This window comes from Flavobacterium procerum, assembly GCF_042431625.1.
Lineage (GTDB): Bacteria > Bacteroidota > Bacteroidia > Flavobacteriales > Flavobacteriaceae > Flavobacterium > Flavobacterium procerum.
The window spans coordinates 620,051-632,323 of the sequence record NZ_JBHLYW010000010.1 but is presented as its reverse complement, the minus strand read 5'-3'; the positions used below and the strand labels follow the sequence as shown (position 1 = coordinate 632,323).

The 12,273-nt window shown below is 35.0% G+C and carries 12 protein-coding genes and 1 tRNA gene; 5 read left to right on the top strand and 8 right to left on the bottom strand.

Annotation, left to right across the window (positions count from 1 at the left end; translation table 11 throughout):
- Positions 1 to 15 precede the first annotated feature (15 nt).
- Complete coding sequence (locus tag ACFFLS_RS17145; protein WP_379684291.1) at positions 16 to 480, top strand: OsmC family protein; 465 nt, start codon at positions 16 to 18, stop codon at positions 478 to 480.
- A gap of 45 nt (positions 481 to 525) precedes the next feature.
- Here ACFFLS_RS17145 and ACFFLS_RS17140 read toward each other — a convergent pair whose 3' ends face one another.
- The 4 genes from ACFFLS_RS17140 to ACFFLS_RS17125 form a co-directional block, all read right to left on the bottom strand.
- Positions 526 to 945, bottom strand: coding sequence for an arsenate reductase ArsC (locus ACFFLS_RS17140; protein ID WP_379684292.1), 420 nt, complete (start codon positions 943 to 945; stop codon positions 526 to 528).
- 131 nt (positions 946 to 1,076) lie between these two features.
- Positions 1,077 to 1,550 (bottom strand): DUF6428 family protein, encoded by a 474-nt coding sequence (locus tag ACFFLS_RS17135; protein WP_379684293.1) that lies wholly within the window; start codon positions 1,548 to 1,550, stop codon positions 1,077 to 1,079.
- A 57-nt stretch (positions 1,551 to 1,607) separates the two neighbouring features.
- Positions 1,608 to 1,934: an ArsR/SmtB family transcription factor gene (locus ACFFLS_RS17130; RefSeq protein WP_379684294.1), complete on the bottom strand. Its 327-nt coding sequence runs from the start codon at positions 1,932 to 1,934 to the stop codon at positions 1,608 to 1,610.
- Between the two features lie 153 nt (positions 1,935 to 2,087).
- Positions 2,088 to 2,167: transfer RNA gene (locus ACFFLS_RS17125), tRNA-Leu, on the bottom strand.
- A 218-nt stretch (positions 2,168 to 2,385) separates the two neighbouring features.
- On the opposite strand from ACFFLS_RS17125, the gene ACFFLS_RS17120 reads away from it, so the two are divergent.
- From ACFFLS_RS17120 to ACFFLS_RS17105, 4 genes are all read left to right on the top strand, one after another.
- Positions 2,386 to 3,327: a ribose-phosphate pyrophosphokinase gene (locus tag ACFFLS_RS17120; protein WP_008465976.1), complete on the top strand. Its 942-nt coding sequence runs from the start codon at positions 2,386 to 2,388 to the stop codon at positions 3,325 to 3,327.
- A gap of 70 nt (positions 3,328 to 3,397) precedes the next feature.
- On the top strand, positions 3,398 to 4,009 hold the full coding sequence (locus ACFFLS_RS17115) for a 50S ribosomal protein L25/general stress protein Ctc (RefSeq protein WP_379684295.1): 612 nt from the start codon (positions 3,398 to 3,400) through the stop codon (positions 4,007 to 4,009).
- Between the two features lie 1,153 nt (positions 4,010 to 5,162).
- Entirely contained in the window at positions 5,163 to 5,840 is a 678-nt protein-coding gene (pth, locus tag ACFFLS_RS17110; protein ID WP_379684296.1) for an aminoacyl-tRNA hydrolase, read from the top strand.
- Between the two features lie 140 nt (positions 5,841 to 5,980).
- On the top strand, positions 5,981 to 6,592 hold the full coding sequence (locus ACFFLS_RS17105; RefSeq protein ID WP_095930681.1) for a superoxide dismutase: 612 nt from the start codon (positions 5,981 to 5,983) through the stop codon (positions 6,590 to 6,592).
- 470 nt (positions 6,593 to 7,062) lie between these two features.
- Here ACFFLS_RS17105 and ACFFLS_RS17100 read toward each other — a convergent pair whose 3' ends face one another.
- From ACFFLS_RS17100 to ACFFLS_RS17085, 4 genes are all read right to left on the bottom strand, one after another.
- Positions 7,063 to 8,961 carry an amidophosphoribosyltransferase gene (locus ACFFLS_RS17100; RefSeq protein WP_379684297.1) on the bottom strand — a complete coding sequence of 633 codons (1,899 nt, stop codon included), beginning with the start codon at positions 8,959 to 8,961 and terminating at the stop codon, positions 7,063 to 7,065.
- 81 nt (positions 8,962 to 9,042) lie between these two features.
- Positions 9,043 to 9,966 (bottom strand): PfkB family carbohydrate kinase, encoded by a 924-nt coding sequence (locus ACFFLS_RS17095; RefSeq protein ID WP_253786672.1) that lies wholly within the window; start codon positions 9,964 to 9,966, stop codon positions 9,043 to 9,045.
- A gap of 212 nt (positions 9,967 to 10,178) precedes the next feature.
- A complete protein-coding gene (locus ACFFLS_RS17090; RefSeq protein ID WP_379684298.1) occupies positions 10,179 to 10,859 on the bottom strand; it encodes a tetratricopeptide repeat protein in 681 nt (226 codons plus the stop codon).
- Positions 10,860 to 11,054: 195 nt separating this feature from the next.
- A complete protein-coding gene (locus ACFFLS_RS17085; protein ID WP_379684299.1) occupies positions 11,055 to 12,251 on the bottom strand; it encodes a C1 family peptidase in 1,197 nt (398 codons plus the stop codon).
- Positions 12,252 to 12,273: the final 22 nt, after the last annotated feature.

The following is a 12,273-nucleotide window of genomic DNA, read 5'->3' as shown; positions in this document are numbered from 1 at the left end:
GTAAAAAAAATAATTATGGCATTCAAACACCTATTCAAAGCGACGTTAAACTGGACTTCAAAAAAAGAAGAGCCATCTTTAAAAATTTACAGCAAAACCCATCAAATTAAAATTGAAGGAAAACCAGTTTTAGACGTATCAGCTGCAAAAGCTTTCAAAGGAGATCCAGCGTTATACAATCCAGAAGATTTATTGTTAAGTAGTTTAGTTTCCTGCCATATGATGTCTTATTTATATGTCTGTTCTCAAAATGGAATAGAAGTTCTCGAATATTCAGATAATGCAGAAGCAACTTTAGAAGTAAACCCAGACGGAAGTGGGCGTTTTGTTGAGGTTAGGTTGTATCCAAAAGTTACAATTGTAAACTCGAATCAAGTTCAATTGGCATTAGAACTTCATAAAAAAGCAAATCAATTGTGTTTTATCGCTAATTCGTGCAATTTTCCGGTTTTGCATAAAGCGAGTTGTGAAGTAGTATAAATGAAAAGACCTCTTCCGTGTAAGAAGAGGTTTTTTATGCAGGTATTAAACTAAATTTTCGTCAACAAAATTGTTACAATATTCCTTTATTAATTGCCTTACATTCCTAAATTGCTCCATTATTTCTAAATCTGTTCCAGATGCTTTTGCAGGATCAGGAAAACTATAGTGAAACTTAAGTGCTTTCGTTGGAAAAAACGGACATCGTTCCTTAGCGTTGTCACACACCGTTATTATATAATCAAAGTCAATATTGGTGTACTCATCAATATTGTTGGATGTGTGATTTGAAATATCTATGCCATCTTCTTTCATTATCGAAATGGCTTTCGGATTGACTCCATGAGTTTCTACTCCGGCACTGTAAACTACAGCTTTATTGCCTGCAAAATATCTCATATAGCCTTCTGCAATTTGACTTCTGCAGCTATTTCCAGTACAAAGTATTAATATTTTCTTTTCCATAGTTTTAGACAAACAGCCAAATAATGTTTATGATGCAGAATTTTGGATCAAAGCCAAAAATGAGCTGTAACACAGCAACAGCTGTCGTAATAATAATTGTTTTTTTATATTTAATAAATTTTGCTTTCATATTAGCAACACCCAGAATTTGGAGTACAGCATGAAGAAGCTTTATTGTTTAGTTCAATTAAATTAATCTTTTGTTTTTCAGCAGGAATTCCACACGAATCTTGTGCTAAACAAGCCGTTGATTTGTTTTGAAGAATAAAAGTCTTTCCATTAAAAGCCAGATCATATTTTCCAATGGTGTCGCTTTGGTATTCTACTTCGATTTCAAGATCTTCAATATTTAGCTTGTCTTCTGAAAGTTGAATGATGTGTAATAATTTAGTTGGTTTTAAGCGATGTTCAAAATCGTTAGCATTCCAAAGCTGAAAATTGATAACTTTTTCATTTCTAATAACACCACCACAATCGATGAAGTGTTTTGTTATGCTTCCAACTTCAGTTACATGAAAATGTTCAGGTACAAAAGCTCCATTTTCTAGTTGAAATTCAACATTGTCTAATGTTGGTAAAATCTTTTTTATTTCTGATAATTTCATTTTTTATAGTTTATTGTTTTAATGCAATATTGCGATAATAAATGGTAAAAAAAATGCTTAGCAGCATTTTGATTTCGAAATAGTAGCTGAGATATTTAAAATATAAGCACTTAAAATATCGATTGTTTTTTCGTCAAGGCAATAACAGATTGCGTTTCCTGAAATGTTTCCTTTGATAATGCCAGCATTTTTTAGTTCTTTCAAATGTTGGGAAACTGTAGGTTGGGCAAGAGGGAGTTCGTTGACAATATCGCCGCAAATACATTCGTTAACTTTGAGTAGGTATTCTATTATCGCAATTCTTGCAGGATGTCCTAATGCTTTTGCGATTGTTGCTATTTGATTTTGTGCATCAGTAAAATGTTCGGTTTTTGTAGCTCCCATTTTGTTTAGTTTAATATTGCAATATTACGATTAAAATATAAATGAGCCAAATTTATTTGCAAAAAACAGATATACAGTAGATTAAGTTAGAAGTGTTTTTATTGAAGAAGTGAATAAATGAAAAAACCTCTTCCGTTAAGAAGAGGTTTTAAGTACCCGGAGCCGGAGTCGAACCGGCACGGTTTCCCACAGGTGTTTGAGACCAGCGCGTCTACCAATTCCGCCATCCGGGCTTAGCAGACGAAAAAACAATCAAAATTTGATCATTTTAACGCAATAGAATGATGTCATAAATGGCGTCATTCCCTTAACACGGTGCAAATGTAAAAAATAATTTTAAAAATTCTACTAAAAAATCTTAATTTTTTGCTTCCAGTCTTCGATTAATTTTATAAATTTGCACCTCGTTAAAACGAAGCACACACAACTAACTACAAAACAACAAATTATAATGTCGCACCTAGAACCAGAAGCTAAAATTTTTGCTTGTTCACAAAGTGTTTATCTTGCAGAAAAAATTGCAAAAGATTACGGGATTCCGTTAGGAAAAGTAACGATGTCAACGTATAGTGATGGAGAATTTCAGCCATCTTACGAAGAATCAATAAGAGGTTTGCGAGTTTTCATCGTATGTTCAACTTTTCCGAGTGCAGATAACCTGATGGAATTGTTGTTGATGATTGATGCAGCAAAACGTGCTTCAGCAAGACACATTACAGCAGTTATGCCTTATTTTGGTTGGGCAAGACAGGATAGAAAAGACAAACCAAGAGTGCCGATTGGAGCAAAGTTAGTAGCAAACCTATTAACAGCTGCAGGAGCAACAAGAATCATGACAATGGATTTGCATGCAGACCAGATTCAAGGATTCTTTGAAAAACCAGTAGATCATTTATTTGCCTCTACCATCTTTTTACCATATGTAGAAAGTTTAAATTTAGAAAATCTAACCATTGCATCTCCAGATATGGGAGGTTCAAAAAGAGCATATGCTTACTCTAAGTTTTTAGAATCAGATGTAGTAATCTGTTACAAACAAAGAAAAGCGGCCAACGTTATCGACACTATGGAGCTAATTGGTGAAGTAAAAGGGCGTAACGTAATCTTAGTAGACGACATGATCGATACAGGAGGGACTTTAGCGAAAGCGGCTGACCTAATGATCGAAAAAGGAGCACTAAGCGTAAGAGCGATTTGTACGCACGCTATTTTATCTGGCGGTGCATACGAAAAAATTGAAAACTCGAAACTAACAGAATTAATCGTAACAGATTCTATTCCGTTAAAAAGAGAATCAAAGAAAATAAAAGTGGTAAGCTGTGCGCCTTTGTTTGCAGAAGTTATGCAAATGGTTCACCACAACAATTCCATCAGTGGGAAATTTATAATGTAATAACTGCTCAAAAGCATTTATAGCATTTTTTAAAGCAAGAATATTTATTTAATAACTATATTTTTTTACAATGAAATCGATTACAATTAAAGGATCAGAAAGAGAAAGCGTGGGCAAAGTGTCAACTAAAGCCTTACGTAATGCTGGAGCGGTTCCTTGCGTGTTATACGGAGGAAATCAAGCAGTACACTTCTCAGCAGACGCTGCAGCGTTCAAAAACTTGGTTTACACTCCAAATGCACACACAGTTGTGATTGAGCTTGGAAAAGGAAAATCATTCAATGCAATTTTGCAAGATATCCAAGTTCACCCAGTGTCTGACAAAATTTTACACATTGACTTCTTCCAATTATTTGATGATAAAGAAATCACAATGGAAGTTCCTGTAAAAGTTGTTGGTACATCTAAAGGTGTTCTTGCGGGAGGTGTTTTACGTTTAAACCAACGTAAATTAAAAGTTAAAGCTTTACCGGCAAATCTTCCTGATTTCGTTGAGGCTGACATTACTCCGCTTGAAATGGGTAACAAATTGTACGTTACTAAAGTTGGTAAACCAGAGTACAAAGTGATGCACCCAGACAACACAGTTGTTTGTCAAGTAAGAATCTCTCGTGCTGCGATGAAAGCTGCTCAAGAGGCTGCAAAAGCTGCAAAAGCTCCTGCAAAAGGAAAGAAAAAATAATTTTTTTCAAACTATACAAAAAGCCTCAATCTTACGATTGGGGCTTTTTTTTTGGAAGATTCTAAGTTTCTAAGATGCTTAGATACTAAGTTTTTTTTTCTTAATGTGGGGCTGAGCGAAATCGAAGCTTTTAAGGTTCTAAGTCGCTAAATTATGAGATGCTAAGATAAAATTTGCTAAATCTGTCAAATCTGCGAGAGAACTATTTCGACGACCTTTATTTGAAATCCGTGTAAACCTGCGTTTTTGCAATAGCAAATCGGCGTCATCCGTGTACTAATTTCTATGCGTCCTTTGCGTAAATCCTTCGCGTGCTTTGCGGTTAAGACACAAGCATCAAGCAATTATCTAATTGACATATTCTCTAATTCTCTAATTGTTTTTTTTAGAAGCAGAAACTCCTCGTTTTCAAAAGACGTGACATTCCTGCCATCCGTTATATCTTTTTCCTGCTAAAGAAGCAGAAAAAAGGATACCGCTTCTGTCAGGGCTAGCAAGAAAGTGTCTTTTTTTTTAAGATTCCGAGATGCTAAGATAAAATTTGCTAAATCTGTCAAATCTGCGAGAGAACTATTTCGACGACCTTTATTTGAAATCCGTGTAAATCTGCGTTTTTGCAATAGCAAATCGGTGTCATCCGTGTGCTAATTTCTTTGCGTCTTTTGCGTAAATCCTTCGCGTGCTTTGCGGTTAAGACGCAAGCATCAAACAATTATCTAATTGTCATATTCTCTAATTCTCTAATTGTTTTTTTTAGAAGCAGAAACTCCTCGTTTTCAAAAGACGTGACATTCCTGCCATCCGCTATATCTTTTTCCTGCTAAAGGAGCAGAAAAAAGGATGCCGCTTCTGTCAGGGCTAGCAAGAAAGTGTCTTTTTTTAAGATTCTGAGATGCTAAGATAAAATTTGCTAAATCTGTCAAATCTGCGAGAGAACTATTTCGACGACCTTTATTTGAAATCCGTGTAAATCTGCGTTTTTGCAATAGCAAATCGGTGTCATCTGTGTGCTAATTTCTTTGCGTCTTTTGCGTAAATCCTTCGCGTGCTTTGCGGTTAAGACACAAGCATCAAGCAATTATCTAATTGGCACATTTTCAAATTATCCAATTATCCAATTGCCACATTCTCTAATTAATCTTACTTTTGCCACATGATAAAATGGATAATAAAACTGTTTTCATCAACACAAAAAGAAGAGAACATAGAAGACAATGTGAAACCGGAGGTTCACGAACACCAAAAAAACAATTTAAATAGCGTGAGTAAAAAATATTTAATCGTAGGATTAGGAAATATCGGGGCCGAATACGTAAACACACGACACAATATCGGATTTAAAGTATTGGATTTTTTAGCCAAAAAAGAAGGGCTTTCATTCGAAACCGTAAAATTGGGCGCTTTGGCTGAGTATAAATTCAAAGGAAGAACGTTTTTTCTTTTAAAGCCAAACACTTACATGAATTTAAGCGGTAAAGCCGTAAAATATTGGATGGATAAGGAAAACATTCCGTTAGAGAATATTTTGGTCATTACAGACGATTTAAACCTTTCATTTGGAACAATCCGTATCAAACCAAAAGGAAGCGATGGTGGCCATAACGGACTTAAAAACATCAATTTGGTTTTAAATACCCAAAACTACACAAGGTATAGATTTGGTATCAGCGACCAATTCAAAAAAGGGCAACAGGTAGATTATGTTTTGGGAGAATGGAATGCAGAAGAAGAGGCAAAATTGTCGGAACGTTTAGAAACTTCTGCCGAAATTATAAAAACTTTCGGGACAGCCGGTTTAGAAAACACAATGACCACTTTTAACGGAAAATAAAGATTTACAGCTATTTACTCGTAAAATAATCAAATTATCAATTAATTAAATTGAATAATAACGAAATAGTATTTTCAATTCCAAAGTTAAATGTCTAAATTTGAAATAAATTATTATAAACTATAAAAAATATAAATATCATGGCTTTTGAATTACCACAATTACCATATGCATATGATGCGTTAGAACCACATATCGATGCTCGTACAATGGAAATCCACCATACAAAACATCACAATGCATACACAACAAATCTTAATGCAGCAATTGCAGGGACGGATTTAGAGGGGAAAACAATTGAGAATATCTTAATCAACTTAGATAAATCTAACGCAGCAGTTCGTAACAATGGTGGAGGTTTCTACAACCACAATTTATTCTGGACTGTAATGTCTCCAAACGGAGGAGGATTGCCAACAGGAGATTTATTAGCAGCAATCGAAGCTTCTTTTGGTTCATTTGAAGAGTTTAAAGCAAAATTTGCTAAAGCAGGTGCTACACAGTTTGGTTCTGGATGGGCTTGGTTAACAGTTCAAAAAGGAGGAAAATTAGAAGTTGTAGGTACTCCAAATCAAGATAATCCGTTAATGCCGGAAGTTGCTGGTAACGGTGGAACTCCAATCTTAGGAATGGACGTTTGGGAGCACGCTTACTACTTAAACTACCAAAACAGAAGACCAGATTATATCGAAGCTTTCTTCAGTGTAATTAACTGGACAGAAGTTGCTAGAAGATTTGCTTTAGACAAATAAGAAATAGAGCATAGAAAATAGAAAAAAGACGAGCACACAGTGTTCGTCTTTTTTTATGTCCATTTTTGAAGTCTTTATTCTATGTTCTATTTTCTTTCCTCAACAAAAAGAAATAAAAAAGGCGGAATTGCTTCCACCTTTTTTGCCCCAAATCTACCATAAACTTAACCTACTAATGTTATGGTTTAGTAAATGTATGATAGATATATTTTAAAAAAAAACTTTCTAGACGAAAGGTCAATATTTCCGATGAAATGACCGTAATTCTTTATTAAAGAAATACTTAAGTTTATTCCAATAAAAAAGGTGGAATTTCTTCCACCCTTTTTGCCCCAAATCTACCATAAACTTAACCTACTAATGTTATGGTATCTCAAAAGTATTACAGCAATTCATTATCACCAAACAAATGGGATGAACGGCAAAAAAAACCGATGAAATGCACAAATTAACCTTTTTTTAATACTTTTTTAATAAGCTCGAGCGTCTTTTCCTTCATAAAAGTTCATAAAAGCACGGTTCACAACTCGATTTCCGCCTGGGGTAGGATAGTCACCTGTGAAATACCAGTCACCTAAATTTTTAGGACACGCTTTATGTAAATCTTCTACAGTTTGGAATATAATTTTTACCTCAGCATTAATTTCTGGAGAACTTAACATTTCGGCAATTTTATCTGAAATTTCTTCTTGTGTAAATTGATCGTAAATTGCAGTAACATAATTTACGACATCGGTGTCTTTGTAATTTTCTTGCGCTTTACATTTTACATACACCTCATCAACAATATGGTACATGTTTCTTTCTTTCAGCAAAGCGAGAGCTGCTCTAAAAGCAACAAGACCTTCAAGTTTTGCCATATCGATTCCATAACAGTCTGGATAGCGAATCTGTGGTGCAGATGAAACAATTACAATACGTTTGGGTTTTAAACGATCCATCATTTTAATGATGCTCATTTTTAAGGTCGTACCGCGAACAATACTGTCGTCGATAATCACTAAATTATCTTCTGGTTTGATCACTCCGTAAGTTACATCGTAAACGTGAGCCACTAAATCGTCACGGCTGCTGTCTTCAGTAATAAAAGTTCTAAGTTTAGCATCTTTAATGGCAACTTTCTCTGTACGTATTTTTACAGCTAAAAGTTCCTGAAGTGTATCAGCAGTAAGTGTATTTCTGTTTTCTAGAATATAATTGTTTTTTCTCTGATTTAAGAAATCCTGAGCAGCTTCAACTAAGCCATAAAAAGAAGTTTCGGCTGTGTTTGGAATGTAAGAGAAAACAGTGTTGTCTGTATCGCTGTCAATTGCTTTAAGAACAGCAGGCAAAATTAATTTTCCTAAGTCTTTACGTTCTTGATAGATTTCAGCATCACTTCCTCTTGAGAAATAAATTCTTTCAAAAGAACAAGCTTTTTTAACGGTTGGTTCCAAGATTTGATTCATTGTAACTTTTCCATTTTTCTTAATAATCAAAGCGTTTCCTGGGTCGATTTCCTGAACGCTGTCAAAAGGAACGTTAAATACCGTTTGAATAACAGGTCTTTCAGAAGCTACCACGACTACTTCATCATCTTGATAAAAATAGGCAGGACGAATTCCGGCAGGATCTCTAAAAACAAAAGCATCTCCATGACCTAATAATCCGGCCATAGCATAACCTCCGTCTAAGTTTTTAGCCGAACGAGCTAAAATTTTAGTGATATCCAAACGTTCTGCAATTACAGGAGAAGCATCTCTTTTAGAATATCCTTCAGCTTTGCAGTCTTGGTATAATTGCATAACTTCTTTGTCTAAGAAGTGACCAATTTTTTCCATTACCGTAACGGTATCCGCCATTTCTTTTGGGTGTTGACCAAGTTCAACAAGATTTTCGAAAAGTTCTTTAACATTAGTCATGTTGAAATTTCCTGCCAAAATCAAGTTACGGTGCATCCAGTTACTTTGACGTAAAAATGGGTGAACACTTTCGATGCTATTTTTTCCAAAAGTACCATAACGAACGTGACCTAAAAATAATTCTCCAACATACGGAATATTTGTTTTTAGTTCTTTCATGTTATCGCCCAACTCCGGATGCTCTTTTAGTTCTTCGCTGATGCGTTCGTTGATTTGTTTGAAAACATCTTGAATAGGTTGCGAGTGGTTAGAACGCACTCTGCTGATGTAACGTTGCCCTGGATCAACATCCAATTTGATGCTGGCAAAACCGGCGCCGTCTTGTCCGCGGTTGTGCTGTTTTTCCATCATCAGGTACATTTTCTGAATTCCGTAAAAAGCAGTTCCGTATTTTTCTTTATAATATTCAAGCGGTTTAAGAAGTCTGACTAAGGCTATACCACATTCGTGTTTTAAAGCGTCGCTCATTGTTTTTTGTATTTTGTGTGTTGTTGTAAGTTTGTGTATTCTCGTAATAAAAAAGCCCCGTGTTATCGAGGCTTTTGGACATTATATTTCTATGTCAAACTGAGTTAACGATTTAAACTGCTGTAATCGAATCGCTACTTCGGTTTTGCTTAAAGTTTCCATCCTTTCTGTTCCGAATTTTTCTACGCAGAACGAAGCTAGATTTGAACCGTAAATAATTGCATTTTTCATGTTTCCAAAAGAAATGTTTTCGCTTTGCGCAATAAATCCAGAGAAACCACCTGCGAAAGTGTCTCCAGCTCCAGTTGGATCGAAAACTTCTTCTAATGGTAAAGCTGGTGCAAAGAATACTTCTCTATTGTGGAATAAAAGTGCGCCGTGTTCTCCTTTTTTGATCACCACATATTTTGGTCCCATGTCTTGGATTTTGGCAGCGGCTTTTACTAATGAATATTCGCCAGAAAGCTGTCTTGCTTCTTCATCATTGATTGTAATTACATCAACACGTTTGATTACGTCTAGTAATTCCGGAAGAGCACAGTCCATCCAGAAATTCATTGTATCTAAAACTACTAATTTTGGCTTTTTCTCCATCTGATCCAAAACGCTGCTTTGTACTAATGGATGCAAGTTTCCTAGCATTACAACATCTGCATCTTTGTAGTTTTGAGGAACTTTTGGCTGAAAATCAGCTAAAACGTTCAATTCGGTAACCAAAGTGTCTCTAGAATTTAGATCGTTGTGGTATAAACCGCTCCAGAAAAAGGTTTTTCCACCTTTTACAATTTCGATACCAGAGATATCGATATTTTTTGAAGTCAATAAATCTAAATGTTCTTGAGGAAAATCGTCGCCAACTACAGAAACAATGGCCGATTGCAGGTTGAAAAATGATGCTGATAAACCAATATAAGTTGCAGCACCGCCTAAGATTTTATCTGTTTTTCCGAAAGGGGTTTCAATCGCATCGAAAGCAACTGTTCCAACAATCAATAATTTATTCATTTTATGAATTTCGAATTAGGGTGCAAAGATACTTTATAAGTTACAATATTGCAATGGTTTAGGTTCTCAAAATTTTCATAAAAAAACAATATCGATTTCGGGTTTAAAAGTATTGTAAATGAAATAATTACAGAACGGTCGGCAAAGCGTTTAAAATAGTTTTTCAGAATTTAAAAAACAAGTATTATTTTTAAAAATCGAGGTGTTGCAGTTTACAAATTCTCGCTCCTGAACCGTTTCATTAATTTGTCTGCTTTTTCAAATTCGCCATTTGCTCTTAGCGATTGCGCATATCTGTAAAAATAAATAGATTCTAATTCAGTATTACTGCTGTCAAATAGTTGTTGGTAATATTTGGCAGCAACTTTTAAATTTCCTTCAAAATATAATCTGTCGGCTACCTTTCTGAGCATTTCGGGAGATTGATATCCTTTGTCTACTACTTGTTCGTAAGTCTTTATTAAATCTACTTCGATATATTTTGACGAAGCTTCGGGACTGGCTACTTTAATGTCTTTTTCAGCTTTTGGAAAGGCTGGCAGAATTGCGTTTGGCGCTTTTGCCTCGATAACGTCAGAAATAATCTTTTGTTTTGGTTTTGCATATTTTGGAATAATGGTTCTTGTATTATTTGGACCTAAATCATTGGTGTAAATCATTTCTAATTTTGAAACGACATAAGTGGTGATGGTGCCGCCAAAAAGTTTATTGATTCTTTCTTCGACATAATAAGCTGTAATTACTTGTTTTTCTGCTTCGGCAAGACTGTCTGTCAATAGTACTGTATTTCCTGATGCAGGAAAAGCAGTAGTATTTGGAATGAGTTGGGCAAAGCTACCTAGAGAAAAAACCAACGTAATTGGAATCCAAAATACAGTATCGTTTTTCATCATCAATCAAATAAAAAATTATTAAAAGAGTAAAAGCCATATTAAAGGTACTGACTTTGATTTGTTTCACTTTTGTTTTGGCTATTAACGGCAAAGAAAAACGATGAAGTGCTTTTTTTTAAATGATTTTAAAAACAAAAGCAAAAAAAAACAGCGACACAATAAAGCGCCGCTGTTTTTTGTATGGTTTTAAAAAAATTAAACCCCCAGTTTCTTAGCAATTTCAGCAGGAATTCCGCCTTTATTTACCAATAAAGCTGTCGTTTTATACTTTACGAAGTTTTTGGTTACAAACAAGAAACCTTTATAATCGTTAGTTTCCCCCCAAGAATTTTTCACGATGTAATATTCTTTTCCTGTTTGATCTTTTGCCAGACCGATAATATGCATTCCATGATCGTCTGTTGTAGTGTAATTGTCAAACGCTGCCTGACGCATTTCTGCAGTAATTTCCGGTTCTGCTTTTGGTCCGTTAAACAGATCTGCTTTTTCTTCTGCAGTCATGTCGTCGTATTTTTTGTTTGCTACATAAGCAACACCATTTTTCCAGCTGAAAGTTTTCTCGCTTACATCTGTTGCCCAAGCTACAGTATATCCTTTTTTCAAAGCATTGTCTATAACATCTGTCATATCGTTTACTTTTACGTTGTAAACTTGATCTAATGACCAGTTATCTGGTACCATCATAGTTGTTTTTTGATAGTAAGGAGAAGTTGTAAACGAAGACATTTCGATATAATCATCTGGATTGATTCCTACCATTTCTTTGGCAAAAGACTGTGGCGTGTAGTTTTTTCCTTTATAAGTAAAATTTTCTGGCACTTTTCCTAAATAAGAATCGATTACAGCTGCGTAGGCTTTCTGCCAGTTTGGTGTTAATTCTCCGTTCGGATTTTTAACCACTGCAGATAATACTCCTTCGATTAAAGCGGCCATTTCGGCAAATTTATTTTTATCGGTTCCATAGTTTAATCCTGTATAAACTTCTCTAGGTACGGTTCCGTATTTTTTGTACATATTGATTACGTCGTGCAAAGCTCCGCCGTCGCCCAAAGTAATAGCTCCGTGCATGCGAACGTAATTGACTCCTTTATCTACATAAACATTTCTTGCAGAATAAATTTGAGATAATTCTACTGGTTGTTTTCCTAAACGAATCATCTCTGACTCTAAGAAAGAGTTTGTAGAATAACTCCAGCAAGTTCCAGAAGAACCTTGTGTTTTTACCGATGTTGTTCCTAAATTGATTACTTCTGTAAATTTAAAGTTCTCTTTACTTTTGTCGCTTGCATTTAATTTAAGTGAATTTACTAAAATGTCTTGCCCGAAACTGCTGCTTACTCCAACTAAAAAAGCTGATGCTGCGAAAATTGATTTCATTGTAATTTTATACATAATCAAAAGATTTAAATAGTTG

Bases quoted from the DNA above. Each gene is read 5' to 3' on its own strand.
- ACFFLS_RS17100 (WP_379684297.1), bottom strand. From the start codon at position 8,961: ATGAGCGACGCTTTAAAACACGAATGTGGTATAGCCTTAGTCAGACTT.
- ACFFLS_RS17115 (WP_379684295.1), top strand. From the start codon at position 3,398: ATGAAATCGATTACAATTAAAGGATCAGAAAGAGAAAGCGTGGGCAAA.
- ACFFLS_RS17105 (WP_095930681.1), top strand. From the start codon at position 5,981: ATGGCTTTTGAATTACCACAATTACCATATGCATATGATGCGTTAGAA.
- ACFFLS_RS17120 (WP_008465976.1), top strand. From the start codon at position 2,386: ATGTCGCACCTAGAACCAGAAGCTAAAATTTTTGCTTGTTCACAAAGT.
- ACFFLS_RS17095 (WP_253786672.1), bottom strand. From the start codon at position 9,966: ATGAATAAATTATTGATTGTTGGAACAGTTGCTTTCGATGCGATTGAA.
- ACFFLS_RS17145 (WP_379684291.1), top strand. From the start codon at position 16: ATGGCATTCAAACACCTATTCAAAGCGACGTTAAACTGGACTTCAAAA.
- ACFFLS_RS17135 (WP_379684293.1), bottom strand. From the start codon at position 1,550: ATGAAATTATCAGAAATAAAAAAGATTTTACCAACATTAGACAATGTT.
- ACFFLS_RS17130 (WP_379684294.1), bottom strand. From the start codon at position 1,934: ATGGGAGCTACAAAAACCGAACATTTTACTGATGCACAAAATCAAATA.
- ACFFLS_RS17140 (WP_379684292.1), bottom strand. From the start codon at position 945: ATGGAAAAGAAAATATTAATACTTTGTACTGGAAATAGCTGCAGAAGT.
- ACFFLS_RS17090 (WP_379684298.1), bottom strand. From the start codon at position 10,859: ATGATGAAAAACGATACTGTATTTTGGATTCCAATTACGTTGGTTTTT.
- ACFFLS_RS17085 (WP_379684299.1), bottom strand. From the start codon at position 12,251: ATGTATAAAATTACAATGAAATCAATTTTCGCAGCATCAGCTTTTTTA.
- pth (WP_379684296.1), top strand. From the start codon at position 5,163: ATGATAAAATGGATAATAAAACTGTTTTCATCAACACAAAAAGAAGAG.